Annotated in this window: 22 protein-coding genes, 1 tRNA gene and 3 pseudogenes; 12 read left to right on the top strand and 14 right to left on the bottom strand. The window is 57.6% G+C overall.

Annotated features, from left to right (window positions below; all coding sequences use genetic code 11):
* Nucleotides 1–103 precede the first annotated feature (103 nt).
* From H143_RS20545 to H143_RS0111700, 7 genes and pseudogenes are all read left to right on the top strand, one after another.
* Nucleotides 104–268, top strand: a pseudogene (locus H143_RS20545) (transposase); the annotation flags it as partial.
* A gap of 88 nt (nucleotides 269–356) precedes the next feature.
* Nucleotides 357–722 (top strand): transposase, encoded by a 366-nt coding sequence (locus H143_RS0111725; protein WP_019938437.1) that lies wholly within the window; start codon nucleotides 357–359, stop codon nucleotides 720–722.
* Nucleotides 722–1,060, top strand: coding sequence for an IS66 family insertion sequence element accessory protein TnpB (gene tnpB, locus H143_RS0111720; protein WP_019938436.1), 339 nt, complete (start codon nucleotides 722–724; stop codon nucleotides 1,058–1,060). Before H143_RS0111725 ends, tnpB begins: the two co-directional genes overlap by 1 nt.
* Before the next feature lie 70 nt (nucleotides 1,061–1,130).
* A complete protein-coding gene (locus H143_RS0111715; RefSeq protein WP_019938435.1) occupies nucleotides 1,131–2,648 on the top strand; it encodes an IS66 family transposase in 1,518 nt (505 codons plus the stop codon).
* On the top strand, nucleotides 2,609–3,220 hold the full coding sequence (locus H143_RS20540; RefSeq protein WP_033365476.1) for a plasmid pRiA4b ORF-3 family protein: 612 nt from the start codon (nucleotides 2,609–2,611) through the stop codon (nucleotides 3,218–3,220). Before H143_RS0111715 ends, H143_RS20540 begins: the two co-directional genes overlap by 40 nt.
* A complete protein-coding gene (locus H143_RS0111705; protein WP_019938433.1) occupies nucleotides 3,220–3,363 on the top strand; it encodes an IS3 family transposase in 144 nt (47 codons plus the stop codon). The genes H143_RS20540 and H143_RS0111705 overlap by 1 nt, the downstream gene beginning before the upstream one ends.
* 35 nt (nucleotides 3,364–3,398) lie before the next feature.
* Entirely contained in the window at nucleotides 3,399–4,214 is an 816-nt protein-coding gene (locus H143_RS0111700; protein ID WP_231378498.1) for an IS3 family transposase, read from the top strand.
* A gap of 177 nt (nucleotides 4,215–4,391) precedes the next feature.
* On the opposite strand, the gene H143_RS0111695 is transcribed toward H143_RS0111700, so the two are convergent.
* The 5 genes and pseudogenes from H143_RS0111695 to H143_RS0111670 form a co-directional block, all read right to left on the bottom strand.
* Nucleotides 4,392–5,282, bottom strand: a complete 891-nt coding sequence (locus tag H143_RS0111695; protein WP_019938431.1) for a hypothetical protein — start codon at nucleotides 5,280–5,282, stop codon at nucleotides 4,392–4,394.
* Between the two features lie 70 nt (nucleotides 5,283–5,352).
* Nucleotides 5,353–5,538: pseudogene (locus H143_RS22075) on the bottom strand (transposase); the annotation flags it as partial.
* A gap of 156 nt (nucleotides 5,539–5,694) precedes the next feature.
* Nucleotides 5,695–7,677, bottom strand: coding sequence for a DUF262 domain-containing protein (locus H143_RS22070; RefSeq protein ID WP_196801300.1), 1,983 nt, complete (start codon nucleotides 7,675–7,677; stop codon nucleotides 5,695–5,697).
* Between the two features lie 58 nt (nucleotides 7,678–7,735).
* Nucleotides 7,736–9,220 (bottom strand): DUF2779 domain-containing protein, encoded by a 1,485-nt coding sequence (locus tag H143_RS0111675; RefSeq protein ID WP_019938427.1) that lies wholly within the window; start codon nucleotides 9,218–9,220, stop codon nucleotides 7,736–7,738.
* A 209-nt stretch (nucleotides 9,221–9,429) separates the two neighbouring features.
* Complete coding sequence (locus H143_RS0111670) at nucleotides 9,430–10,269, bottom strand: Sir2 family NAD-dependent protein deacetylase (RefSeq protein WP_019938426.1); 840 nt, start codon at nucleotides 10,267–10,269, stop codon at nucleotides 9,430–9,432.
* 86 nt (nucleotides 10,270–10,355) lie between these two features.
* Between H143_RS0111670 and H143_RS0111665 the strand changes: the two genes are divergently transcribed.
* The gene (locus tag H143_RS0111665) at nucleotides 10,356–11,381 is read left to right on the top strand and encodes a YafY family protein (RefSeq protein ID WP_019938425.1); all 1,026 of its coding nucleotides are present in this window, start codon (nucleotides 10,356–10,358) and stop codon (nucleotides 11,379–11,381) included.
* A 14-nt stretch (nucleotides 11,382–11,395) separates the two neighbouring features.
* Here H143_RS0111665 and H143_RS21625 read toward each other — a convergent pair whose 3' ends face one another.
* Nucleotides 11,396–12,919: a DUF6745 domain-containing protein gene (locus H143_RS21625; RefSeq protein ID WP_155803379.1), complete on the bottom strand. Its 1,524-nt coding sequence runs from the start codon at nucleotides 12,917–12,919 to the stop codon at nucleotides 11,396–11,398.
* 540 nt (nucleotides 12,920–13,459) lie between these two features.
* Between H143_RS21625 and H143_RS20530 the strand changes: the two genes are divergently transcribed.
* The 4 genes and pseudogenes from H143_RS20530 to H143_RS20525 form a co-directional block, all read left to right on the top strand.
* On the top strand, nucleotides 13,460–14,137 hold the full coding sequence (locus H143_RS20530; RefSeq protein WP_019938422.1) for a hypothetical protein: 678 nt from the start codon (nucleotides 13,460–13,462) through the stop codon (nucleotides 14,135–14,137).
* Between the two features lie 11 nt (nucleotides 14,138–14,148).
* Nucleotides 14,149–16,230 carry an ATP-binding protein gene (locus tag H143_RS0111645; RefSeq protein WP_033365474.1) on the top strand — a complete coding sequence of 694 codons (2,082 nt, stop codon included), beginning with the start codon at nucleotides 14,149–14,151 and terminating at the stop codon, nucleotides 16,228–16,230.
* A gap of 117 nt (nucleotides 16,231–16,347) precedes the next feature.
* Nucleotides 16,348–16,647: a cyclic-phosphate processing receiver domain-containing protein gene (locus H143_RS0111640; RefSeq protein WP_019938420.1), complete on the top strand. Its 300-nt coding sequence runs from the start codon at nucleotides 16,348–16,350 to the stop codon at nucleotides 16,645–16,647.
* Nucleotides 16,648–16,755: 108 nt separating this feature from the next.
* Nucleotides 16,756–17,625: pseudogene (locus tag H143_RS20525) on the top strand (IS256 family transposase); the annotation flags it as partial.
* Between the two features lie 109 nt (nucleotides 17,626–17,734).
* Here the strand turns inward: H143_RS20525 and H143_RS22065 are convergent.
* From H143_RS22065 to cysS, 8 genes are all read right to left on the bottom strand, one after another.
* Nucleotides 17,735–18,492, bottom strand: a protein-coding gene (locus H143_RS22065; protein WP_196801278.1) for an IS5 family transposase whose coding sequence is annotated in 2 segments (ribosomal slippage) — nucleotides 17,735–18,171 and nucleotides 18,171–18,492 — 759 coding nt in all. Because the reading frame shifts where the segments join, the coding sequence is not laid out codon by codon here.
* Nucleotides 18,493–18,554: 62 nt separating this feature from the next.
* The gene (locus H143_RS21615) at nucleotides 18,555–19,976 is read right to left on the bottom strand and encodes a DUF6538 domain-containing protein (RefSeq protein ID WP_051094401.1); all 1,422 of its coding nucleotides are present in this window, start codon (nucleotides 19,974–19,976) and stop codon (nucleotides 18,555–18,557) included.
* Between the two features lie 103 nt (nucleotides 19,977–20,079).
* Nucleotides 20,080–20,173: transfer RNA gene (locus H143_RS0111615), tRNA-Ser, on the bottom strand.
* A 73-nt stretch (nucleotides 20,174–20,246) separates the two neighbouring features.
* On the bottom strand, nucleotides 20,247–21,512 hold the full coding sequence (locus H143_RS0111610) for an aspartate kinase (protein ID WP_019938416.1): 1,266 nt from the start codon (nucleotides 21,510–21,512) through the stop codon (nucleotides 20,247–20,249).
* A 114-nt stretch (nucleotides 21,513–21,626) separates the two neighbouring features.
* On the bottom strand, nucleotides 21,627–22,685 hold the full coding sequence (gene tilS / locus H143_RS0111605; RefSeq protein ID WP_019938415.1) for a tRNA lysidine(34) synthetase TilS: 1,059 nt from the start codon (nucleotides 22,683–22,685) through the stop codon (nucleotides 21,627–21,629).
* A 36-nt stretch (nucleotides 22,686–22,721) separates the two neighbouring features.
* On the bottom strand, nucleotides 22,722–23,687 hold the full coding sequence (locus tag H143_RS0111600) for an acetyl-CoA carboxylase carboxyltransferase subunit alpha (RefSeq protein WP_026349965.1): 966 nt from the start codon (nucleotides 23,685–23,687) through the stop codon (nucleotides 22,722–22,724).
* Nucleotides 23,688–23,733: 46 nt separating this feature from the next.
* Complete coding sequence (locus H143_RS0111595) at nucleotides 23,734–24,381, bottom strand: DNA-3-methyladenine glycosylase (RefSeq protein ID WP_019938413.1); 648 nt, start codon at nucleotides 24,379–24,381, stop codon at nucleotides 23,734–23,736.
* Nucleotides 24,382–24,411: 30 nt separating this feature from the next.
* On the bottom strand, nucleotides 24,412–25,875 hold the full coding sequence (gene cysS, locus H143_RS0111590; protein ID WP_019938412.1) for a cysteine--tRNA ligase: 1,464 nt from the start codon (nucleotides 25,873–25,875) through the stop codon (nucleotides 24,412–24,414).
* Nucleotides 25,876–26,000 lie beyond the last annotated feature (125 nt).

Genomic DNA, 26,000 nt, shown 5'->3' with positions numbered 1-26,000 from the left:
AAATTTCTCCCTCGATGCGACACCGGCGCGGACTCGTAAGCTTCCCCGTGCGGTAGACAGTCGTCAGTAGAATATTCGGAGCCTCCCCCGTTAGGAGTCTCCCTTGAAGAAATCCAGATTTACCGAAAGCCAGATTGTTGCCGCGCTGAAGGAAGGCGAAGCCGGTGTGCCGGTGGCCGAGCTGTGCCGCAAGCACGGCATCAGCGCAGCGACGTACTACAACTGGAAGAGCAAGTATTCCGGTGTGCAGGTATCGGACTTGCGTAAGCGTCCGGTGAGTACCGTTCTTCCGTGAGCATTGAATAGCCCTCAAAATTGTGTCCACAAAAAATTCTGGACATGAATGTCGGACGGTCATGGCAAACCCGGGGCGAAAATACCAACACCACTCTGTCGCGCGCAAACGTGAGATCGTCGAGGCGTCGCTTCGCGGCGATGAGTCAGTGGCCGTCGTGGCGCGCGAGTATGGTGTGAACGCCAATCAGATATGGGCTTGGCGCAAGCTCTACAGCGAAGGTCGCCTGGATAATGGCCCGGTCGTGGCTGGGTCCTCGGCATCGACACTGCTGGCGGTTGACGTGATTGAGGAAGCGCCGACACAGCCCGTCACGGCATCGCATGGCGGTTGCCTGGAGATTACGGTGGGTCAGGCCAGGCTACGAGCCACGGGCGCCATCGACCCCGAACTGCTACGGACGGCGCTCGTGGCGCTACTGGCCTGATGCTGCCGACCAACACACGCATCTGGATCGTGGCGGGTATCACCGACATGCGCTGCGGCTTCGATGGCTTGGCAGCCAAGGTACAGGTGCATTTGCAGGCAGATCCCTTCAGCGGCCAGGTGTTTGTATTCCGAGGCCGGCGCGGTGATCGGATCAAGGCCTTGTGGTTCGATGGCGATGGGATGTGCCTGTTCTGCAAACGTCTGGAAGCAGGCCGCTTCGTGTGGCCCCAGGCGCAGGACGGGCGCGTCGCGTTGACGACGGCGCAGCTCTCGATGCTGCTCGAAGGCATCGACTGGCGTATGCCACGCCGCACTGCACCGGCGCTTGCCGCATGACACGTCTCCTGGCCATCGAGTCCACGCGATAACGCTTTATACGCGAGCACTGCGCCGATAAAATATCGGTATGTCCACGCCTGTTGTCACCACCGATCGCGAAGCTGCCTTGCAGGCGGTGATCGATGCGCTCAAGCAAGAGAATGACTATCTGCGCTGGCAACTGGCCAAGGCCAGGCGCGAGCGCTTCGGGCGCAGTAGCGAACGGGGCGATCTGCTCGATCAGCTGGCGCTCTATGACGAGCCTGTGCAAGAGATGCCTGCCACCATGGCCGAGGCAGTCATGGCCAAGCGCGCGGATCAGCCTACGCGCCGCACTGGGCAGTCTCGCCCGAGCCTGCCGGCCACGTTGCCGCGCGAAGAGCACATTCACCCTGCCAGCGACGCTTGCGCCTGCCCGGCCTGTGGCGGACAACTCAAGCTGCTGGGCGAAGACGTCAGCGAAGTCCTGGAGTATGTGCCGGCCAGCCTCAAGGTGGTGCGCCACGTGCGGCCCAAGCTGGCCTGTGGCCGGTGTGATGCCATCGTGCAAGCGCCTGCGCCGAGCCGCCCGATTGCACGCGGCCTGGCCGGACCTGGCTTGCTGGCGCAAGTTCTGGTCGCCAAGTACTGCGATCACCTTCCCCTGTATCGCCAAAGCGCCATCTATGCTCGCCATGGCCTCACGCTGTCTCGCTCGACCTTGTCCGACTGGGTGGCCGGCAGCAGCCAATTGCTGCGTCCCTTGGTCGCGGCGCTACAGCAGTATGTGACCGGCCGCGACAAGGTTCATGCCGATGACACGCCGGTTCCCGTGTTGGCCCCAGGCCGAGGCAAGACCAAGACCGGGCGCTTGTGGACGTATGTACGCGATGACTGCGCAGCAGGAATCACTGCACCTGCCGCCGTCTGGTTCGGCTACTCGCCCGACCGCAAGGGCGAGCACCCGGCGCGGCACCTGAGGCACTTCTCTGGCATCGTGCAGGCCGATGGCTACGCGGGCTTCAATCAGCTCTATGCCACGGGCCGGGTCGTCGAGGCCGCCTGCTGGGCGCATGTGCGGCGCAAGTTCTACGACATCGCCGAGCAACAGGCCAGCCCGCTGGCGCTCGAGGCGATCGCCCGGATCGGGCAGCTCTACGGCATCGAGGCGCAGTTGCGCGGCCAGTCGGCGCAAACGCGACAGCGTGTTCGCCAGGCTCGGGCTGGCCCCTTGTTGGCCGCCTTGCATGCCTGGCTGCACGACACCATGCGCGCCTTGCCGCGTAAATCGGCGCTGGCTGGGGGAATCCATTACGCCTTGGCGCGGTGGGCGGCACTGACGCGCTATGTCGACGACGGCCGCATCGAGATCGACAACAACCCGGCCGAGCGCGCGCTGCGTGCGGTGGCGCTCGGGCGCAAGAACTACTTGTTCGCCGGTTCTGACGCGGGCGGTCATCGCGCGGCGGCGATCTATAGCCTGCTCGGTACGGCGGCGATGAACGGCATCGACCCTATGGTCTACCTGCGCGAGGTACTGGCCCGCATCGCCGATCATCCCATCAACCGCATCCAGGATTTGCTGCCATGGAATCTGGCTTTACCCTGCAACGAACAGGCAGCGTAAGCCGCCCCAAAGTTGTTCCCTTGCAAGGCACGGCGCTGGTGCTGCGCATCGCGTTGCGCCACATCGCGCCGGTTATCCATCGCACCGTGGTCGTGCCCAGCCGCATCACGCTGCCCAAGCTGCACGTCACGATCCTGCGTGCCATGGGCTGGCAGGGCGGGCATCTGCATGAGTTCGCCATCAACGGCGTGCGCTATGGCGAGCCTGATCCCGACTATCCAGAGTTGAACCTACGTAGCGAAAAGCGGGTGCGGCTGGACACCGCGCTGGGCGATGCCCAAAGTCTTGACTACCTATACGACTTCGGCGACTACTGGGAGCATAAGGTCCGTCTAATGGAGGTAGCCACCTTCAACGGCCCGATGGCCTCGCCCTGGTGCCTGGACGGCGCCAACGCCTGTCCGCCCGAAGATGTCGGCGGCCTGCCGGGCTACGAACACTTCTTGCATGTGCTCTCAGACCGCACCCATCCCGAATACGACGACATGCTGCTCTGGCATGGCAAACGCTTCGATCCCGCCGCCTTCGACCTCGATGAGGTCAATGAGCGTCTGAGTCAGATCCAGATCTAATGCAAGACGGCCTCGGCCGGACGCTTACGGACTTGCAGCGCTTACGCGAGTTGGAGGCGGAGAACGCCAAGCTCAAGCGGATGTATGCCGACCTGGCGCTGGAGAACAACGCCATCAAGTCGGTCCTAGAACGAAAGTTTTGACGCCATCAGCCAGGCGCGAGGTGGCGGAGCATCTGGTGCAAGAGAAGCTCCGCATTCATCGGGCCTGCAAACTAGCTGGCCTGTCGCGGGCGGCGTTTTACAAAAGGCCAGTATCAGCAGCCGAGCGAGATGCGCCGGTCATTGATGCGCTCAATGATTTGGTCAGCAGTCACGGCCGCTGGGGTTTCTGGAAATGCTTTGACCGGATTCGGCTCGACGGCCGCGCCTGGAATCACAAGAGGGTTCACCGCGTGTACTGCGATATGGGCTTGAACCTGCCGCGCCGTGGCAAGAAACGGGTGTGGGAACGAGAGCGTCAGCCGCTTACCCTTGCGACCGAGATCAATCGTTGCTGGGCGCTGGACTTCATGAGTGATGCGCTCTACAACGGCAGGCGGTTCCGCACGCTCAATGTCATTGATGAAGCCAACCGCGAAGCGCTGACCATCGAGGCAGGATTCTCGATTCCTGCGGCCAGGCTGATTCGTGTTCTGAGTCGCTTGACCGATTATTACGGCACGCCGGAGTTCATCCGCATGGACAACGGGCCGGAGATGACTTCGCATGCGTTTGATGAATGGGCCAAGGCCAAAGGCATTCAACTGCTCTATATCGAGCCAGGCAAGCCCAACCAAAATGCCTTTGTGGAACGATTCAATCGCACTTTCCGCACAGAAATCCTGAATGCCCACATCTTTGAAAACATTCAGCAGGTGCAAGCCCTGGCCGACGAGTGGCTACGCGATTACAACGCATTCCGTCCGCATGAATCGCTGGGCGGCGTACCGCCGGTGCAATATCTGCCCCGGTTAACCCTGGCTTCGAATGTCTACAACAAACTGTCTACTTGACGGGGAAGCTTACGGAAGCAGCTGTCGTCATGTCGAGTTAGCGTCCAAGGAAGTTTCGAACTCTATGTCCTAAATCGGTGGCGGATTTCTCACTCCACCCACGCGAAAAGTGATTTACCTCTACGATTTCGGAGTGCAGTTGCTTTTCACGAACATAGGTGATGGCTTCGTTTCCGTTCAAGCCGCGTAGTTTTGAGGCGTTCGCTTAGGCCCAGAGTCACGGCGAGTTGCAAAACCGCGGCGCGTGCGCGAATGCAGACTAAGTCTGCTGATACCCGTGTCACTGCCCTCATGCGGCCAGTCTTCGATGCTGGGATCGGAAATGCGCGTAAGTGAAACTAGGGGGGCTGCGCCTGTCTCGCTGACGATCAATGTTGCGGAGCGCGTCACAGACCGCGGTACAGCCGAAGCGTTTTCGAACACGGCGGTGGAGTTTGACGCTATCGATTCCAGGACTAGGCGACGCAAGTACGCAATATGCAGCACGCAGGGCGCCGTAACGCGGTACGCGGGATCGGCAAGCGAAAGGGTTGTGAGTACGGGCACTCCCGGAAGCCCGAATATCGCAAACGGTCCTTTGGCTGCGTTGCCCTTGATCAGTTTCGAAAATTTTGTCGCTTCGGCTAGCACCTTGGCTCGCGCCTTTTCCACTGCGGCATCGCGCTCGGAATGAGGGAGTATCGACCATTCAACGTCAAGATACAGATTCAGCAACGCCGATTCGGCCTTGACAATATTGCCTTTGTCAAAGGGAACACCAAATCTTTTGCAGACGTCACTCACGATCTCGCTGTAGTCAGGACCGCCCCCACGCACCGCATTGGCCATCGTATTACCGCCAAACCTTCGGATCTCGTCACCAATTGCCCGGTAGTACCGAGACGGTTGTGAGGGGGATTTCTTGTACTGATCGTATGATTCGATTGAGCTGCTAACACGGTCTTTGATTAGCGAGAGGAGCGGCTCTAGATCATGATCTGTACAAACCGACAGTAGTGCGTAAAGGTCACCCTTTCGAATATCTCCGATCATTGAATATTTGATCGTACGCGCGGTCTTCTCGGTCATAATCTTCTGTGTTGTGACATATTCGACGTCCCCCCCGTTTTCGGTAGCACTGGGCTTTAGAGTCTGGGGGTTAATTTAACTGCTTTGGGATCAGTGTCCTGGCATAGGCCGCTGGGGTCAGACCACCGAGAGATATCTTGTGTCGCTCTTCGTTGTATTCCCGGCACCAGGATTCCACGACAACACGGGCATGCCGCAAGCTGGTGAACCAATGCTTGTTCAGGCATTCATCTCGGAATCGTCCGTTTAAATGATCCTTCTCAAAAACTATTGAATTTGATAGTTAGGAAGGGGCTTGAGGCTGTTCTGTAACAGAGGAAGACTACGGTTGAACTTGCCCTTCTACCCGTACGCCGCTAAACAGACCGCGCGCGCCCGACACGCGGCGTAAACTGACTGGATTGCGACGACCTCACGGCCGTATGGTCTCGAACCGCTCAACCAACGGGTTGAGCACACGTCCATCAATTGCCCCCCCATGAATCCCAGCAAGCTTTTCAGCGGCATCACCAAATAGAATTGGCAACCAGCGGGTCAATTTTTCATCTTCCTTCACCAACTCGAATTGCCAACGCCTCTGAGCGTAGCGCATCATTGCGATACCTCGCGCGGCGATCGTTGCAGCATTCCAACTAGGGCAAATTACTGAAATCTGCCACTCAGAATAACTGCCACTTTTATAAATCTCCCTTTTATCCTTGCGCGGATCATCATTTCTGGTATAAAGATAGTTTTTCGCCCGAGCATTTAACGGACAGGACAACAGCAACAAATTCCCTATCGAACCCAACATCGCGTTTTTGACCCGAGGAGAAGTACGTCCATCAATTGCAATACTGTTCTCCCACCCATCAATTGGAGTCTGGGGGTAGACGTGTTCGACCGAATCATCCCACGAGAATTTTTCCCAGGATTTTTTCACGGGCCTCCCAGATTCTCCACGCAAATTTTCTTCCCAGCCATTAATTATTAGTTTGCCAAAAAGCCAGCTATAAAACCCATTGTTTTGCAGTCGCTCGGTAATCGCTGTAATCATTTTTGCCGTTGTGAAAAAACCTTCCCAAGGAAACCTAGCATCTGGGAACTGACCTTCTTCATCTGGTTGACTATCTATCAAGGCTTTAACATAAGCCGCGACATAGCTTACCGCAGCCCCTGGCGTCTTGGGCGCATCAGCTGAAAAACCGTCATTTACAGTCTCATCAGGATGTCCAAGCAGATAAGAAAGCCGATTGAAAGCACTCTGGCCTACGTTAGCTTGGCGTTCGTTTCCAAGCAGCACAAGCACAGAGAACCTCTCAGCCTGTAAAACCAGTTCTTTAAACGGCTCTAGCCAAGCATGGCCATACTTCTTAGGATCGCTGATAACATCCGGAGAAGGAGCATTTTGCGCCGCACGCCATAATGCCCATAGCAAAAGTGGACGAGTACTGAAAGAACTTGCACGCTGCCAATCGTTCAGCATCCGTTCTATTTCAGAAGGCAATTCATCGGGATGATTGAGGTAATACCACCATGCCGATAGTTGCTCTAGATTCGTAATATATTCTTCTATTTTTTCCGGGGAAATATTGGCAGAAAGGTGAAATTCCTCATCGAATAATTGAGTAGTTAACCACTCCGCCCGCTTCTCCTTGCGGAACCATCCATCCGCATGCGCTCTCAAGAACTCATCGTCATCAAGCAGAGTATCTCCTTTTCCTAGCCAATAGTAGATAGTCTTCCATGTGCTATGCACCCGATCGGCAACGCGAGAACCAACCGCCTGATCAGCAGTGGTAGAACATAGGTAGATCAGCCTATTTTTTAATTTTTCTAGAATTGAAAGATCTCGCCCTCGATTGTTGATGGTTTCAAACGTAACATGAACATTAAACTCCGGCGATAGAGTCAACATGAACATCTTGAATCGGTCTAGCAATACTTGAACTAATTTTTTGTGCTGATCAGATGGTAAATTTTGCACTTTACCTTCGAAAAATTTTGCAGCATCTTGCACATTACGCGCATAGAACGACCGATGTTGCCCCAATCGGGCATCAATAGACTGGTCGCCGCGCGCGTAATAGTTGAAATATGTCTGCAATGGTTCATTATTTTGGAATTCAATATCTAACACCGGCGCGCCCAGTGCGCGAAGAAGCAGACTAATACTTGTAAGCCGCTGCTGCCCATCCACTACTTCGACCTTTTCATCTATGGATCGCAGCATCAACGATCCCGAGAAGTGATCTGCCGTGATGCTTCGATCAACAAAGGTCTGGGCATCATTCCATAAATCCTCCCACTGAGCCTTACCCCAGGCAAAGCCTCGTTGATATTCGGGGATGATAAATTTGTATTTCTGCTCAAGAAGGTCTCTAACTGTTATTAATGATGCCTGTTGGATACCCACGACAACTCCTATTAATATAAAAAATAATTCCAACTCAGTTCGAAGGTAGGCATCGAGTTCAACCGTTGAACGCTTCCCATAACTTCACCATCGCCCACGTGTCCAGTTCACAATACTTCCAAAGCTGCGATTCCAGCTCCGTCTTTTTCTCGGGCGAAACATTCGGGTGAATAGCCTCTGCATAGGCATCCATTGCCATGCCACCATCTTGCACACCATCCAGTTGTTCGTAGCTCAGTTCAGGGCATAGTGCGGGCAATACGGCCTTGATGCTCCAGCTTCCTTGCTGGCTGGGGTGATAGTAGTGATCCCGCACGATGGGCAATAGGTCAACAATGCGGCCCACCAATGCCAGCAGTTCTTGTCTGCGTTTCGGAAAGCGTTCCGCTAGTTCCTTGATGCGACCACTTTCAAAACCCGCGTTGTAGACGAATATCGGACCAGACTTGCCACAACTGTTAATCAAGGCAGCAACAAACGCAGGGGATGGATCATTCCCGGACAAATCCAGGAAACCATCATGTGTGGCCTCCCATTTTCGATCAAGCCGGTGCACACTGAATTGAAAAGGTACTTGTTGATAGGGGCGCACACCTTTCCAGATCGGCACGGCGAAATTTATCGTCTCGAAGTCCAGGAAGTACGCGGGGAATTTGTAGCCCACCAAGGCCGCTACGGTTTCTTTTTTGCTGAAATAAGGCTTCCCAGACAGCGTCACCTGCTTCACACGCAGTTGTTTGGTGTTAAGCAGATCATCTGGCACATCTCGCATATCTTTGATGCCGTCATCATCAACCAGGGAGTTCAGCTTTTGGCTCCACCTGCCTGGTAACCATTGCACCGGATATTCCGCCTGTGCCTCTTGACTGATGCAGTAATTATGGAAACCACAATCAAAAGGGTCTGAGCAATGCTTGCCAGTTCTGATTTCAGGCTCCGCATCCAAGGCGACAATTTCCTGCGACTCGCCTATCCAGGTTCGCACTTCATCGCTGCGGGAAAAAGCCGATTCACTGACGTCCTCTTCAATCAGCAGTCCAGCATAGTCGTTACCCCCGGGATGCACCCACGAACTATCAATGTGCGCCAGGGCGATTGCCTTCAGCGGGACACCCGACTCCAAGGCGATGAAAGCTTGCACGGCTGCATCATCTAGGTGGTAGTTCTTGACACTAGTGGAGGATTTGACTTCCACCATGCGCCACCCGCGGTTGGCACCACGACCAGTAGGCAGCATGATGTCCGCAAAAGCCAAAGCGCGTCCGATGGTAAAGCCTGCCTCAAAGATAGGTTGATCTGATTGCAGGAACTCGCGGGTACGGTCGTATACAAATTGGTAGCCATCTTCCTGTGCGGTCAGCAGCACCCCTTTCCCTTTGGGGTCGTATAGCCGTTGGGCGATTGCGCCGACCTCATGGCCGGCCTGCATGATTTTCTGCGTGTTAGCGGAGTTGTCCAGCAAGTTTTTGCGATGCACTTCCAGCCACAGCCGTTTGGGGCATTGGCGGTAGGCGATGATCTTGGACTTAGACAGTGCCTTCATGTGTAGTTCCGTGGCTAACTAACAGGAATTGCAGTGTATGTTCCATCATGGACAGTATCTGTCTCTTACCGATGTCATGATGTCGCTTTCTGTAGATGAAAAGGCTATCACAATGCCCGGTATTGCCGTCTACCGAAAAACCGCTGAATGAACCAACAGTACTCCTGCCATCCCGATTGCCGCTGAAGCGGGCAAGCGTTTAACAATCTTTATCTCTGATCTCTCAGAGCCATAAGCTCGGCATCGATTTGTTGCAACACGCTCAGCGCACCGCCTTGAATACCCATGCGGCTCTTCCCGCTGGGCACTCCCCATTCATTGGGATTAATCCGAATGAATCGATGCGCAAATCGCTCGCCATACCTCCGGACCGTAGAGATCGTTTTACCAGCTCCCAACTCGATGACAAGCAATTCATTTTTGTGCTTGAATCCCCAAACATTAAACGCCGACACCTCCTGCATCGTTGGTCCGTCGATATATCCCCAATCATCAAACATCAGGACATGAGGTCTGGCCAGACCGCCACAATGCGGACAAGTAGGCGGCGGGCAGAGAAGATTTCCTTCAACGCAGAATTTGGGTTGATACACATCGGCATCCCATATGTCATCGCGGCAAGGTCTGAGGCACTGAAGCCTATGTATGCTGCCATGAACCTCTAAAACCTGATGGGAGGCAAAGCCTGCTTTCTGAAATTGACCATCGATATTGGACGTGAAAACACGATGCCCCTGAGTGGTGAGGGCCACCCAACGCAAAAGAATCTCAAACCCTGCGTGCGGCGTCGTTCGACGGTAGGAATCCAACCGCTTGGCGTAAAAATTCCAGGCCAGGTATGGATGCTCCCTGAACGCCTTAGGTGAGGCGATATCCTGAAACCCCCAGTTGAGTTCCTTCAATTCCGGAAATTTTGTCCACAACCCCTGTGCCCCCCGAAAATCTGGCAACCCGGAATCCACTCCCATTCCCGCACCCGCAGCAATCATGATGACAGACGCCTCTTGTATCCACTGTGCCGCAAGCTTGGCTTTTTCTTGAATTGACATGGTGATCTTCCCACCGCAAGACAGGGCAGCTATTATTCATTAAGACTCGGACATTTGTTGTCCATTATCAATATAAAAATTTCCTCATGTCGACTCTCAATCAATTCATTCTGTCGCTGCTGCCTGACAAGAACTCATCGCCTCCTTGGATGCCTACATCCGAACTCATCCGGCAATTGAAAGAGCGGGGCCATGAGGTCCCCTATTCCAAGAAAATCGTGCGAGCACTACAAGCACTGGAAGAAGAAAATTTAGTCGATGGCCAGGAAATTGGGCGCACACTTGAATGGCAACGCAAAGCCGGCGCCACCGGAATCAACAAAGGGGCCATGGGCTTGGACGAAGCACTAGCCCTGCAAATTCTGCAGCGCTATTCAATTCACCAGTTACCTGAGTTGGCTCAGAAAACGCTCAAAGGCCTATTTGACATGGCTGCCACTCGGCTCAAGCACGCCAACGATGCACGCGAAAAGCAATACGCCAATTGGCCACTGAAGATCGCCATGGTCGGGGGAGGATTCCAGCTTATTCGCCCCAATCTTGATGACAAGGTTTTCTACCCGATTACCAACGCCTTGTTCACGGAACGGCTCTTGAAGATTACGTATCGCAAACCGGGATCCATCGACAAGCCACAAGCCTATACGCTTATGCCCCTGAGCTTAGTCGAAAGCGCCGAAGGTCTGCTTTACCTCGTAGCCAAGACTTTTTATAAAGACGGCTTTGTGCCCAACCCTGCACGTTATCGCGTGGATCGAATCGCCAGCGCAAAAGTTGATGATGAAAGTTTTTCCTATCCGCCTGACTTCAACTTGACCGAATACATAGAGAAAGATCGGGCGATGGAGTTCTTCGAAGAGAAAGCAACGACTGTCGTTTTGCGAGTTAGCGGCTTTCTGACGCAACTCCTACAGGAAACCCCGATTTCCAAGGATCAACAGGTTAAGCGACACAAGGACGGCAGCGTGACCATTCATGCCACGGTTGTACCAAGCATGCGCTTTCGTTGGTGGGTGCTGTCGCATGACGCACAGATCGAGGTGATATCACCCAAGCGCTTGCGAACGGAATTTGCAGAAAAGATTGAGGCGATGCACAAGCTTTACAACTAACCCTCTTGATCTACTCATGACTCGATTGTAGGCATGTAGTCGAGCCAATTATCGAATACCAAACTCCCGTCAGCGTTACGCCAAGTAGACGCTGCAGCGGCGTGGACATTTCTTGCGGCCTCGCCATCGTACGCATCAGGATCCACACGCAGCAGATATCGTCGCCGCGTGCCGTCCGGTTCAGGTGTGCTATTTAGCAGATTGACAAAATACAGTGGGCTGTCGCCGCGACCCATGCTTTTCTTCAGTAAGCATGCGGTGCGCAGTCCTACTATGCAATGATCCTCTGGAATCACGTCGATTACATGTGCGCCGGTATCAAGCACATATCTCTTCAGGCCATAAATCTCCAGCATCAACCGACGCATCTCAGCATTCTGCTCGGCTTCGATATCCCGAGTAGTCAGGCTTTTAGGATCGCTTACAAAATGCTCCACACGGCCTGGAACGAACGTACCGTGCCAATAGTGCATCCGCAGGCCATCCCTCCATTGGATAGCTGCATCGCCGTCATCGTGCAGCCGTCCACTCTCATCAATGCTAATTCGCGCTGGACGATCACTCACTACACAAAACTGCTCGAAGGGCAGGCATATGCCGGCACCCAAGCAATAGGCCTCCCATGCCTTTTGTTCTTCGGTCTTTGAATCCGCAATACCGAATACCTCGTGCATTGCTTCTGAAAAAAATGCCTCATCGCTTACAAAGTTGCCGAAATTGACCTGATAGGGAATGCGCATCCAGTACGCCCTCAGCAATTGCGGTGAAATATCGAAGACTTCCCCTAGATTCTGGAACAGGGTTTTGAGCATCTCCACGGGCTGGGAGAAAGCCAGATTATGACTTTCTATTTGGAGATTCACTTGCCTATTGGCGTGATAAAGCTGCATATTTTCAGCAAGCATGGAGATTGCGTCTGCCGCTTCGTCATGCAGCGCTTTGAGCACACTCGGATCATTCAATGCTGAAATTTCAGCAAGCCTCATGTCCTTCACCATCGCCTGTGCCGGTTGCCAGCCTTCACTCCAGAAGGAATTCATTCTCGTCGCACCCGGTGGCAACCAAGATTCATTGCCAAATCTAGGGATGCTTCGCCTAGCCATGTTGATAGCAGCCGCCACGTCGTAACCCAGGGGGGAAGCCCCTTCAGGAGATGACTGCTCAGTTTTGGCTTCAACGGGTGGCACAGTCATCACCTGTCGTTGTGACCTTGCCAAGACCCGGCTACCGGGCTCGATACCAAACCGTCGAGCGTCATGCATCGATCTGACACCAGTACATTCAGCGTACAGAATTCCCGTTATAGCCCCTGCCACAATGGCCATGACGAATGGAGACGAAACCACAACCACACTGGGTTCTCCCAGACCGCTCACTCGATACCTGGCTTTGACCAGAGTAATAGCGCCCGAAGCATCCACCGACACCGTAGATAAGGCATTAGCTCGCCATTTTGAGGCAAGCTTTTCCAACGCGTCTCTTTCCACACGCGTGACTGAACCCGTTGCAATGGATCTGTTCCGAATGCGTTGACGCATGATGTCAGTCCTCAACACGACGCAGTAGGACAGGACCGTCGTATTCGACCTGTTGGGGCAACTTGTAGACACCAACAGGCAGCGAAAGCTCCGTGTGTTCTTCGTGCTGTAGCGGCACCGAGACCAATACCTGCAGGAATCGCTCTGCTCCCGCCTCCCACAACCTAACCGTAGGTTCGACTTCCGTGCCTCGGTCGTAAATCGCGTGAGCATGACCCGTGACTTCACCATGTGCCAGAACGACGCGTCCCTGCGCAGGTGTCACGTCAATAGCATCCGTTGGTAGGCCTGTGGCGCCGATAAGAAGTACATCCCCTTGCCGAATTATTGTTTCCATGATTTTTTCCAATCGAAGGTAATAGGTCTGGTTTTACCTTCTAATCAGGACAATTTATGTCCATAAATAGCACACCCACTCTCATGTCGCTGCCCCCCCCAATCAAAGACATTAAATGTCTCATTTTGCAGCAACAATGTCTTTACAGCATACGGTGAAAAATCATTCGCATGCTTGATCTTCGTCTGCATAAGGAGAATGACATGGTCACCCATACGAACAATAAATACGAGCTCATCGAATCCGACACGATCGAGTTCGAAGACGGGACGATTTTGCGGTGGATCCGAGCGCTCATGCAGTTGGGACAGTCAGTATTTCCCGGCGATTTGGGTGGCTACCTGGAGAGCGAGCGCAACCTTGATCCCGAAGGCCTCGCGTGGGTTTACGACGATGCGCGTGTCTACGGCGAGGCCAGGATCAGCGAAAACGCCCGCGCCGCTTTCAATACACGGGTACACGGTAACGCGCAAATCTTGGGTGACGCCTCGGTGGACTTGGCCGAGGTGTATGGAAACGCCCAAATCAAAGATAACGCCCAGGTCTTTGATGACGCCTTAGTTCATGGACATGCAGTAATTGCGGGTAATGCCCAGGTGTATGGCCAAGCAGAGGTCTATGGCAGTGCTCAAGTCATGGACAACGCTCAAATCCTAGGTAACGCACGGATCCATGGTAAGGCGAAGGTTTCGGGTAATGCTCGTGTATTCGGGGATGCTGAAATCCACGAGTCGGCTCACATCTACGACAACGCTCGGGTGTACGAAAGCGTTGTCGTACACGGCCGGACGAAGATCTACGGAAATTTCGTTCTCTCAGGCACGGCAGACCTGGGAGGAGATCTTTCCATTTCGCGAAACGGCTTTACGATCTTGCAATAGGGAGCACGACCATGCGTGGACGTGGCTTGAAAAAATCCGAAATAGCACCCATCACAAAATTGTGGATTTTGCGCGCTCTCGTTCCGGTGGGCCTCTACAAGGACTTCGTTCGCGGCCGGCGCGGCTTTTCCGATGATCGACTCGCACGCGAACTCGGCCTGGAGCGCTGGCTGGACAGCGAGGACGGCATTAATGAAGTCGCCGTCCGCAAGGCGCTGGAAAGACAATACGAGACCGCGGAAAAGTCGAGCGCCGGTTTGCGCGTGCCCGATACGCTGCATGCAAACATCGCCAGACTGACCGAGGTAGTGGGACTGTCCGAGGTCGACTGCCGCTTACTCGAATTCGCAATCATGGCGAATCAGGATGCATCGCTAATGAACATCGCAAATCTCTTCGGTGAAATGAATGCGTCGCGCCTGATCAGCTTTCTGTCAAGCACGCTGAATCTGTCTGAACAGGACGTCGCCGAAGCGCTGAGCCCCCGAGGCCTGCTGGCGCAATCCGGCCTGATGTCGGTCGACGGTTCGTCTTCGCATCGCTTCGAGTCCAAGATCGATCTTCTGTCGCGGGGTTTTGCCGACCGAGTCTTCAGCGCTCCCATCGACATGCACAATCTGCTGCGCGACGTGGTGATGCCATCCGACCCGGCCAAGCTGGACTTGGCTAGTTATGAGCATCTCTCTTCATTCATTCGGGTGCTTTCGGCGTATTTGAATGAAGCGGTAAAAGCGCGGCGCAAGGGTGTGAACATCCTGCTGCACGGTTCGCCAGGTACGGGCAAGACCGAACTCGCCCGCGCGATCGCGCGCCATATGGGCTGCGAATTGTTCGAGATATCGAGCGAGGACAGCGACGGCGACCCCGTAGAGGGAGAGGATCGTCTGCGTTCGTATCGGGCAGCGCAGTGTCTGTTCGCCAAACAGAAGAACACCATACTACTGTTCGACGAGGTCGAGGATGTATTCAACGACGGAGCCAGCCTGCTTGGCAAGCGCAGTACCGCCGAGAAGCGCAAGGCCTGGATGAACCGCATGCTGGAAAGCAACCCCATCCCCACCCTATGGTTGTCGAACGCGGTGTACTGCATGGACCCGGCTTTTCTTCGTCGCTTCGACATGGTCAAGGAAATGCCCGTTCCGCCCAAGGCCACGCGAACGAACATTATCCGTGCGGCCTGTGACGGGCTGCTGAGCGAGCATGAAGTGCTGCGCCTGGCCGAATCCCAGGATCTCTCCCCGGCGGTGATAACGCGGGCGGCTTCGGTGGTGCGCAGCATCGAAGGCGAGCTGAGCGTACAGGAAATTAGCGACACGATGAACATGCTCATCGCGGACAGTCTGGAGGCGCAAGGTCTGCGTCTCGTCGCCAGGCACGATCCAGCGCGCTTGCCTGAGGTTTACGATCCAGCCTTCATCCATGCGAATGTCAATCTCGACCAAATAATCGAAGGGCTGATCCAGACGCGTTCCGGCCGCGTGTGCTTCTATGGCCCACCAGGTACAGGCAAAACAGCACTGGGCCGTTATCTCGCCGATCGGCTCGGCGTTCCGCTGCACGCCACCAAGGTGTCTGATCTGGTTTCGCCTTGGGTTGGGATGACCGAGAAAAACATCGCCAGCGCCTTTCGCGACGCGAAGCGGGAAAAGGCGCTACTGCTGATCGACGAGGTCGACAGCTTTCTGCAGAATCGGCGCGGCGCGCGGCATGGCTGGGAAGTGACGCAGGTCAACGAGATGTTGACCCAGATGGAGGAGTTTCCCGGCGTGTTTGTGGCCTCGACCAACCTAATGGATGACTTGGACGAAGCCTCGCTAAGGCGTTTCGACCTGAAAGTGAAGTTCGATCACTTGCGCCCGGATCAGGCCCAAGCCCTGTTTACCAGGCATTGCGCGGCTATGGATATTCAGCCTAGTGAGAGCGATCTGGCGTCGGTACAAGCCTTGCGCAATTTGACTCCGGGGGATTTCGCCGCCGTCATCCGGCAGTCCAGATTTCACCGGCTCAATACGGCACACGATTTCGCTGCTGCCCTGCTGGCAGAGTGTGCCCTGAAGGTCAGTGGCATCAGGCAACGCATCGGCTTTATCTGAAAGTCAAGAAATAGCAGATACGACATCCGCGTTAAGCCTTGTCCGACCGGTCGTGAGTAGCGCTGCTTTAACGCTGTGCATGCCCGCCATGGGGAAGGTTTTCCGAGGGGAGGTGCAGTGAAAGTCTTTCTTGATGATGAGCGGCAGGCGCCAGAAGGATGGGTATCTGCTCGCTGGCGGGAAGAAACCATCGCACTGTTCGAAACCGGTACGGTGACGCAGATCAGTTTGGATCATGACCTGGGTGACGATGAACGTGGAACCAGCTACGACATGCTCCTTTGGATCGAGGACGCGGTTTTCATGCGCAAATTTTCTCCATCCTCGATCACTATTCATTCCGCCAATGCGCCAGCCCAAATAAAGATGTTGTCGGCGGTCGACAGCATCATGAAGCATGTAAGCCGTCAATCATAGGAACGTACCATCATGCCGTACCTGATGCGCACCCCGGAAGCTATCTTCCGGGAAGGGGTCTATCAGTAATTTCGTGTTCAGGGCATAACATGTCTCCAAGGAGAGGATATGCCCCGCAAGCCGAAGACCCCGTTGGCAGAACTGCCGACCCTACCTGCCGAATTGCTTGAGCTGCTCGGCGACGGTCCGAAGACGGCCGCCGAGATCAACGCCACAGTCATGGCGCTGAAGAAGGCGCTGATTGAAAGGGCGCTGTCAGGCGAGATGAGTCACCACCTGGGCTACAAGCCTGGCATGGCCAAACCGGAATCGGTGACTAACCAGCGCAATGGCAAAGGCGCCAAGACGGTGCTGACCGAAGACGGCCCGCTGCGCATCGAGGTGCCGCGAGACCGTGACGGCAGCTTTGATCCTATTCTGATCGCTAAGCACGAACGGCGGTTTACCGGGTTCGATGACAAGATTATCGCCATGTATGCCCGAGGCATGACGGTGCGAGAAATCCAGGGTTTTTTGCTCGAGCAATACGGCACGGAAGTTTCGCCGGACTTCATCAGCACGGTCACCGATGAAGTCATGGTCGAAGTCACGGCGTGGCAGGCCCGGCCGCTCGAACCGATGTATCCGGTCGTGTTCTTCGACGCTCTGCGCGTGAAGATCCGTGAAGATGCCGTGGTGCGCAACAAAGCGGTTTACCTGGCGCTAGGCGTTCTGGCCGACGGCACCCGGGACATTCTGGGTCTATGGATTGAAAATACCGAAGGTGCCAGGTTCTGGATGAAGGTCTTCAACGATCTGAAAACCCGAGGCGTTAACGATATCCTGATTGCCGTCACTGACGGCCTGAAGGGGCTGCCCGATGCGCTGGCGGCGGTGTTCCCGGCAACCACCCCGCAGACCTGCATCGTTCACCTGATCCGTAACAGCCTGGCTTACGCTAACTGGAAAGAGCGCAAGGCGCTGGCAGCAGCAATTCGATGCGCTCCCACTGGGCTTGGCTAAGTTCGTAACGACTGGGGCGGGGATGCATTTGCTTGGACATCCCTTCATTTTAAAAATGAATGTCGATTCAGCCTAGGGTCTGTCATCAATTGAGCCAAATGACGGCAGCGGCGAGATGAATGGCGCCAAGGAACGCGGTGCGGGTTTTATCGTAGCGCGTGGCGATGGCGCGGTACTGCTTGAGGCGGGCGAAGAAGTTCTCGATCAGGTGACGCGCCTTGTACAAGTGCCGGTCATAGTCTCGCTGGTGCTTGCGTGTGCGTAGAGAGGGGATGACGACGGACTTTCCAGCGCGTAACAGGGGTTCGATCACGCGCTGCTGCGCGTCATAGGCTTTGTCGGCCATCACTGTTTCCCCTTGCGTATGCGGCAACAGGGCATCGGCCCCTTCCAAATCCGAGGCCTGCCCCGGCGTCAGGTGAAAACGCGTTGGGTTGCCCAGCGCATCGACCGTGGCATGAATCTTTGTGCTCAGCCCCCCCCGGCTGCGTCCGATGGCTTGCGCCTGAGCCCCCCTTTTCCGCCTGTGCCATGCTGGTGGGCTCGCACAATCGTGGCATCTATCATCGCGTACTCGTTGTCCGCATCCTGTGCCAGCGCCTCAAACACGCGCCGCCACACGCCGCTACGGCTCCAACGCATGTGCCTCAGATGCACGACGCGGAAATCCCCGAAGCGCTCCGGCAAATCCCGCCAGGGTATACCTGCGCGATAGCGATACAGCACCGCCTCTACGAATAGGCGATTGTCTCGCGCGGTCACGCCAGCATGGCCCGCTCGCCCAGGCAGCAAACCTTCAATCCGCTCCCACTGATCATCTCGCAATGCATATCGTCTCGACATACGGCCGAAGTTTGGAACGCCTGGCCTAAAATCTCAAGCCATCAATTGATGACAGCCCCTAGTCATCCGTGAGGTTCGCGCCCGCGCCGCGCCCTGGTTTTCCCCCGTGGCGGCCCTCCCGAGAACGCGGCAGCGTCGGGGAGAGGGCAGCCTGCCCGATCACCATCCCAGCAACATGCACACCAGCGCCTTGACGTGCTGATATCTGTCACGCCGCACACCTTGCGCAGGTAACGACCGAACCACTTGGAGAAATTGCCGGACGCCTTACCGTCCACGTCGGGCACCAGCTCAGGGAATATCCGCTTGCTCTCCGCCTTCTTCGCGGCCCGGACAACATCCAGCCAGCCTAGACGGATCAACTCGGCATGCACGGGGATGCGCCTCTCGCTGCCCTCATTCTTGACGCGCTGGCCCTCGGCCTCGTTGTTCACGAAGCGCATAACCCAGGCCGTGCAATCCTTGCCGTGCATGTCCTGGTAACGCTCCTCGTATACGTCCTCGGGCCGTAGCTGCGCCAACTCCTCCATACGTGCCCCGGTGTACAGAGCCAGCACGGGAAGCCAGTACGCGGCCTCCCCTCCCCCGCCTCGGGGTCGCTCGTGCTGCGTGTAGACCGGGCTACCGAAGATCGCCTGCATGGCCGCTAAGTCGAAGGCGTCCCGTTTGTCCCTGGCCCGCACCTTGTCGGTAACACTGACGCCCTTGGCCGGATTGGCCGACATGCCCAGGTCGTTGTTCACGGCGTAATTGAACACCGTGCCCATCGTCGCAAGCTGGACGTTGATGTTTGCGGCTGTCTGCCCCTTGGACACGAGCGAGTCTTTGAGCTGCAAGACGTGACGCCGCTCGACCTTGGCCGCAAGGATGACGCCTGACGCTGCTGTGAGTGCATCCAGGGTACGCTGGGCGCGGGCTACGGTCTTCGCAGCGGGCTTACGCTCCCTGGCCCACTTATCGAGGATGTCATTGAGGGTCGGGCCTGACGCCTTGCCAGCGGGCTTATCGGCGGGCTTGGACTCCTCCCCCTCCTGCCGCGCAAAGATCGACTGTAGGGCCTCTTTGTCAGCCGCAGGCATATCAAGGCCCATAGCTTGCGTGAAGGCCATAACGGACCTGTACGCCTCCCGACGATTCGCCTTGTCTTCGCGTATCTCGTCAACGAATGCGTTGTCCGTGGCGACTTGTTCAATAGCCCACTGCTCGCCCTCCCACTGCGCCCGCTCTTGCTCAGGCGTCAGAGGCTTGACCTGGGGCTTGGGGCCGGGCGTTGCCTGTTCTTCCAGCATCATCGCCCGAGCCTTGGCGAATATCGCATCTGTCGCTATGGATTTCTTGCGGCAGGCAACCTCGGCAGTGCGCCGGTCTTTCGTGCTCAGGGATTCATTGAATTCGTACTTGCCGAAGAACTCGACAAGATCGAGAGGGACGCGACGGCGGAAGTAGTAAACGCCGTTGGACCGCTTGTGGAGATGAGTACACACAGGGTTCTCCTTGGGAGTCTGTGTAGCACTCATGTGTATCAACTTCGCTTTTAAGGTCTTGATTTACCTAGGAGTCCTGACAAATCAAGACCTTAAAGAAAGCTGGCGGAGACAGAGGGATTCGAACCCTCGATGCAAGTTTTAGCTCACATGCTCCCTTAGCAGGGGAGTACCTTCAACCTCTCGGCCATGTCTCCGGAAAGAGCAAAAGATTCTAGCAGAATTTCCGCATCGTTACTGCGTTGCGGAAAACCCCGCCACGGTGCCGAGTCAGCCCTTGGCCGCCGGTTCCTTGTCCAGGTCGAAGGCCTTGTGCAAGGCGCGCACGGCCAGTTCCAGGTACTTGTCGTCGATGAGCACCGAGGTCTTGATCTCGCTGGTGCTGATCATCTGGATGTTGATGCCTTCCTGCGACAGGGTCTGGAACATCAGGCTGGCCACGCCCACATGCGAGCGCATGCCGATACCGACGATGGAGACCTTGGCGACCTTCTCGTCGGTGATCAGTTCGCGCGCGCCCACTGCGGGGATGACTTCGCGCTTGAGCACGTCGACGGTGCGCAGGAATTCGTTGTGATTGACCGTGAACGAGAAGTCGGTAGAACCCGCCACGGACACGTTCTGCACGATCATGTCCACATCGATATTGGCCGCGGCAACCGGACCCAGGATGGAGTAGGCGATGCCCGGCTTGTCGGGTACGGCCAGCAGGGTGATCTTGGCTTCGTCGCGGCTGAAGGCGATGCCCGAAACAACGGCGGCTTCCATTTTTTCGTCTTCCTCAAAAGTAATCAGCGTGCCCGAGCGCATTTCCTCGTCGAGCGGCATGAGCGGGTCGGTCAGCGACGACAGCACGCGCGTAGGCACGCGGTACTTGCCGGCGAACTCCACCGAACGGATCTGCAAGACCTTGGAACCCAGCGAGGCCATCTCCAGCATTTCCTCGAAGGAAACGACGGCCATGCGACGCGCTTCGGGCACCATGCGCGGGTCGGTGGTGTAGACGCCGTCGACGTCGGTATAGATCAGGCATTCATCCGCACCGATGGCGGCCGCCACGGCCACGGCCGAGGTGTCGGAGCCGCCGCGGCCCAGCGTGGTGATATGGCCGTCGTCATCTACCCCCTGAAAGCCGGTGACGATGACCACGCGGCCCGCGCCCAGGTCGCCGCGAATTCGCGTGTCGTCGATCGAGTTGATGCGCGCCTTGGTGTAGGACGAATCAGTCTTGACGGCCACCTGCCAGCCGGCGTAGCTGCGCGCCCGGACGCCTTCGGCCTGTAGGGCGATGGCCAAGAGGCCGCTGCTGACCTGCTCGCCGGTGGCGGCGATCGCATCGAGTTCGCGGCCGTCGGGCTGCGGCGACAGTTCGCGCGCCAGGCCCAGCAGGCGATTGGTCTCGCCCGACATCGCAGAAGGAACGACCACGACTTGATGGCCGGCGGCATGCCACTTGGCAACGCGGCGCGCGACGTTCTTGATGCGCTCGATCGAGCCCATCGACGTGCCGCCATATTTATGAACGATCAGGGACATAGTGCTCTGAAATTCGTGCTCTGGACAAAAACAACGCCGCCTACCGCAATGCGCACGACTCGGGATAGGCGGCCGGCAAAGCCAAATATTTTAGCGCGCTGGTGAAATCCTGCTTCAAACCCTGGGCGATAAGGAAATAACCACCCGTTCCCGCACGCATCCCACCACCCTGCCCGCGTGCTCCCAGCGCAGTTGGCGGTCGTGGCCCATGGCATGCAGCTGCCGCAGTTGGCGCGCCAGTTCGGCCAATCGGGCGTCGCTGGGCATGGGTAGATCCAGGCCGGCCAGCCAGTGGCGCAGCACCTGCAGTTGCCGCGCTGGCGACAGATCGCGCCAGGCCAGCAGGGAAAAACTGGCGTCCGCCGATGAAAAACCCAGCGCCACCAAGTCGGCCTGGGCCACTTCGGCCAGCACTTGGGCCGCTTCGGCCATGTGGCGGGCATGGCGCGCGACGATGGCCTGCCATGCCGGCCAGCGCGCATCCAGCGCAGGTTTGAGCTGGGTGCGAACCGCCGCGCGGGTATAGCGCGCATCGGTATTGGTCGGATCCTCCACGGGCTGCCAACCCTGGGCCTGGGCAAAACCGGCGGCCGCGGCGCGGATCGCCGCGCGCGGCACCGCCAGCCAGGGGCGCAGATAGCGCACGCCATCGCGCTCGGTCTGAGCCGCCATCGCGGCCATGCCCTGCAGGCCGGCCCCGCGCAGCAGCCGCAGCAGTACGGTCTCGGCCTGGTCGTCCTGGTGGTGGGCCAGCAGCACGTCGGCAACACCGCACTGGCGCGCCAACCCGCCCAAGGCTTCGTAGCGCGCCTGCCGGGCCGCGGCCTCGATGCCCTTGCCGGTATCGTCGGGCACGCGCACACGGGCCTGCAGCACCGGAACCCCCAGCAAGGCGCCCAAGGCTCGAACATGCGCGGCCCAGTCATCGGCCTGGGCCTGCAGACCGTGATGGACATGGAACAGGAAAAGATCGAGACCCAAGCCGCGCGCCGCATGCGCGGCAGCCAGCGCCAGCATGGCCGAATCGGCTCCGCCGCTGACCGCGGCGGCGATTCGCGACGTGTTCCTGGGCAGCCCCCGCAGCGCAGCGCGCACGGGAGAGATCAGTTCGACAGGGCAATCGGGCAAGCCGCCCGGACCTTGTCCAGCCGGCACGGGCGCTGCGTCACGCATGCATCGCCTCGCGCAGCAGGCCTACCCTTTGCGGGTTCAGGCCTTCACTTCCTGGTAGCGGCCGAAGGACAGCAGGCGCTGCAAGCGCTGCTCGACCAGTTCTTCCGGACTCATGTCCTGGAATTGACGCAAGGCATCGCCCAATGCGCGGCGCAGCAGGCGCGCCATGACGCGCGGATCGCGCTGGGCGCCGCCCACAGGCTCGTTGACCACGCGATCGACCAGGCCCAGGTCCTTCAGGCGCGACGCGGTAATGGCCAGGGCCTCGGCCGCGTCGGACGCCTTGTCGGCGCTGCGCCACAGGATGGACGCGCAGCCTTCGGGCGAAATCACCGAATAGGTCGAGTACTGCAGCATCAGCACGGCATTGCCCACGGCAATGGCCAGCGCACCGCCCGAGCCGCCTTCGCCGATGATGGTACTGATGACCGGCACCTTGAGCTGGGCCATGACGTACAGATTGCGGCCGATGGCCTCGGACTGGCCGCGCTCTTCGGCGCCGATACCGGGATAGGCGCCTGGCGTATCGACGAAGGTGAAGATCGGCAGGCCGAATTTCTCGGCCAGCTGCATCAGGCGCAGGGCCTTGCGATAGCCCTCGGGACGCGGCATGCCGAAGTTGCGCGCGGCGCGCTCCTTGGTGTCGCGGCCTTTTTGATGACCGATCACCATGCACGCCGCGCCATTAAAGCGCGCCATGCCGCCGATGATGGATTGATCGTCGGCGTACATGCGATCGCCATGCAACTCATGAAAATCGGTGAAAATCTCACGCACGTAGTCCAGCGTATAGGGCCGCTGAGGATGGCGCGCCACCAGCGCGGTCTGCCAGGACGTAAGCCTGCCGTAGATTTCCTTGGCCAGCGCCTGGCTCTTTTGCTGCAGCCGGCTGATCTCGTCGGAAATGTCGACCGCCGAGTCAGCCTGCACGTAGCGCAACTGCTCGATCTTGTTTTCCAGTTCGGCCAGGGGCTGTTCGAATTCCAGGAATGTAATAGGCATGTAGAAGGTTCCGTTGAAAGGCGCCTTGATTTGCAATGGCCTGATTTCAGTACTGGACCGGAATCGGGTCCAGGCTGCGCCAGAGATACCAGGTCGCCACCGTGCGCCAGGGCTGCCATGCCAGCGAAACTTCGCGGGCTTCGAACCGCGAGACCGGCTCACCACTGAAATAGTGTAACGAGATCGCCCTGAGCAACCCCAGGTCGTCCAGCGGCAGGATATTCGGCCGTTGGAGATTGAAGATCAAAAACATCTCCGCTGTCCATCGGCCTATACCCCTAATGGCGACCAATTCATCGATGACGTTCTCGTCGGGCATGGAGGCCCATTTTTCGGGATGCACCCGGCGCTCGCCAAAGTGCGTAGCCAGATCCTGCACATATTCGGCCTTGCGTTGGGACAGGCCGGCGGCGCGCAGGCCTTGCACGCCCGTCTTGACCACTGCTGCGGGTGACGGACGCTTGCCCACCGCGGCGATGAACTTATTCCAGACCGCGTCAGCGGCCTTGGTGGAAATTTGCTGGCCCACAATGGCGCGCGCCAGCGTGATGAAGGGCGTGCCGCGCGAGGTCAGCCAAACCTCGGGATGCTGCGGAATGATTTTCTTGAGTATGCGGTCGCGCTTGATCAGATGCGCGACGGCCTCGTCCCAATAGTCGGGCTTTGCAATGGGAGTATCGGCGGAACTGGACATGCGGGTGTGGCTCCGGTCAGGCACGGCCGATCAGGCGCGACGCCATTGGGTGAGGCCGCCCGGCTTGTCGTCGAGCTCGATGCCGGCCGCGCGCAATTCGTCGCGGATGCGGTCGGCCAGGGCGAAGTCGCGCGCCTGCTTGGCCGCGGCACGGGCCGAGATGCGCGCCTGGACGGCATCGGCATCGAGCGCGGCGGCAGCGGCCGCGCCGGCGCGATAGCGCGTGGCACTCTGGAAATAGGCTTGCGGGTCTTGCTGCAGCAGACCGAGCAGGCCGCCCAACTGTTTGAGCTGACCCGCCGCACGCGCGCTCTGGGTGCGGTTGGCCTCGGAGGCCAGTTCGAACAGCGCGGCCACGGCGCCCGAAGTATTGAAGTCGTCGTCCATGGCGGCCTTGAAGGCCTGCGCCTGGGGCTCGTTCCAGTCGATGTTCAGCCAGTCGGGCGCGACGTTGCGCAGAGTCTGATAGAGGCTGTCGAGCGCGCTCTGTGCATCGATCAGGTTGCCGGGAATAAAACTCTGCGGGCTGCGGTAGTGGTTGCGCACGATGAAGAAACGCACCATTTCAGCCTCGCGCGGGCGCACCTCGTAGGCAGCCCGATCATCCGACAGGCTGGCTTCTTCGGCCAACGCCTGGCGAATGGTAAGAAAGTTGCCCAGCGACTTGGACATCTTGTCCGCGCCGACCATCAGCGGACCGCAATGCATCCAGGTATTGGCCATGATGCCGCCGAAAGCGCCTTCGGTCTGGGCGATTTCGTTTTCGTGATGCGGAAACTTCAGGTCGGGGCCGCCGCCGTGAATGTCCAGAGGCTGGCCCAGCAGGGCGCGACTCATGGCCGAGCATTCAATGTGCCAGCCGGGCCGGCCCAGGCCATAAGCATGACCGTAGTCGGCGGGGTTCCACCTGGTATCGGCGGGCTCTTCGGGCTTGGCAGCCTTCCACAGCACGAAATCCAGCGGATCGCGCTTGGCCGAGCCTACGGCAACGCGCTCTCCGGCCCGCAGATCGTCGAGCGAGCGGCCCGAAAGCTTGCCGTAACCGGGAAAGCCCCGGACCGAGTAGTTCACGTCGCCATCAGCCGCCTCGTATGCCAAACCGTTTTCCTGCAGCGTGGCGATGATGCCCAGCATCTGGCCCACATACTGCGTGGCGCGCGGTTCGTGCGTGGGCTTTTCCACGCCCAGAGCCTGCGCATCGGCGTTCATGGCAGCGATGTAGAACTCGGTGACTTCATGGATACTGCGATTGGACTGGACGGCGCGCCGAATGATCTTGTCGTCGATATCGGTGATATTGCGCACATAATCGACGGCGTAGCCGCTGACGCGCAGCCAGCGCTGCACCACATCGAAGGACACCAGCATGCGGGCGTGGCCCAGGTGGCAGAAGTCGTACACGGTCATGCCGCAAAGATACATGCGCACCTTGCCGGGTTCGACAGGCGTGAATGGCGTCTTGCTACGCGTAAGCGAGTTATAGATCTGCAGCATGAAAAGGCGGATTGCCCGAACGAATTGCCCGGTGGATCGCGAGTCGCGGCATGCGAGCCGAAATGCCGAGCTAAAATGGCGGTCGACAAGTATAGCAAGCGGCCTGCCCTGCCCCGAGAGGTCGG

It is taken from the genome of Bordetella sp. FB-8 (assembly GCF_000382185.1).
Taxonomy (GTDB): Bacteria; Pseudomonadota; Gammaproteobacteria; order Burkholderiales; family Burkholderiaceae_B; genus Bordetella.
The sequence above is the reverse complement of the archived record's forward strand: the minus strand, read 5'-3'. Positions and strand labels throughout refer to the sequence as shown.

Bases quoted from the DNA above. Each gene is read 5' to 3' on its own strand.
- H143_RS0111595 (WP_019938413.1), bottom strand. From the start codon at position 24,381: ATGTCCAGTTCCGCCGATACTCCCATTGCAAAGCCCGACTATTGGGAC.
- cysS (WP_019938412.1), bottom strand. From the start codon at position 25,875: ATGCTGCAGATCTATAACTCGCTTACGCGTAGCAAGACGCCATTCACG.
- H143_RS0111715 (WP_019938435.1), top strand. From the start codon at position 1,131: ATGTCCACGCCTGTTGTCACCACCGATCGCGAAGCTGCCTTGCAGGCG.
- H143_RS20530 (WP_019938422.1), top strand. From the start codon at position 13,460: ATGGTCACCCATACGAACAATAAATACGAGCTCATCGAATCCGACACG.
- H143_RS0111670 (WP_019938426.1), bottom strand. From the start codon at position 10,269: ATGTCAATTCAAGAAAAAGCCAAGCTTGCGGCACAGTGGATACAAGAG.
- H143_RS0111600 (WP_026349965.1), bottom strand. From the start codon at position 23,687: ATGCCTATTACATTCCTGGAATTCGAACAGCCCCTGGCCGAACTGGAA.
- tnpB (WP_019938436.1), top strand. From the start codon at position 722: ATGCTGCCGACCAACACACGCATCTGGATCGTGGCGGGTATCACCGAC.
- H143_RS0111665 (WP_019938425.1), top strand. From the start codon at position 10,356: ATGTCGACTCTCAATCAATTCATTCTGTCGCTGCTGCCTGACAAGAAC.
- H143_RS0111645 (WP_033365474.1), top strand. From the start codon at position 14,149: ATGCGTGGACGTGGCTTGAAAAAATCCGAAATAGCACCCATCACAAAA.
- H143_RS0111725 (WP_019938437.1), top strand. From the start codon at position 357: ATGGCAAACCCGGGGCGAAAATACCAACACCACTCTGTCGCGCGCAAA.
- H143_RS20540 (WP_033365476.1), top strand. From the start codon at position 2,609: ATGGAATCTGGCTTTACCCTGCAACGAACAGGCAGCGTAAGCCGCCCC.
- tilS (WP_019938415.1), bottom strand. From the start codon at position 22,685: ATGCGTGACGCAGCGCCCGTGCCGGCTGGACAAGGTCCGGGCGGCTTG.
- H143_RS0111695 (WP_019938431.1), bottom strand. From the start codon at position 5,282: ATGACCGAGAAGACCGCGCGTACGATCAAATATTCAATGATCGGAGAT.
- H143_RS0111675 (WP_019938427.1), bottom strand. From the start codon at position 9,220: ATGAAGGCACTGTCTAAGTCCAAGATCATCGCCTACCGCCAATGCCCC.
- H143_RS0111610 (WP_019938416.1), bottom strand. From the start codon at position 21,512: ATGTCCCTGATCGTTCATAAATATGGCGGCACGTCGATGGGCTCGATC.
- H143_RS0111705 (WP_019938433.1), top strand. From the start codon at position 3,220: ATGCAAGACGGCCTCGGCCGGACGCTTACGGACTTGCAGCGCTTACGC.
- H143_RS21625 (WP_155803379.1), bottom strand. From the start codon at position 12,919: ATGCGTCAACGCATTCGGAACAGATCCATTGCAACGGGTTCAGTCACG.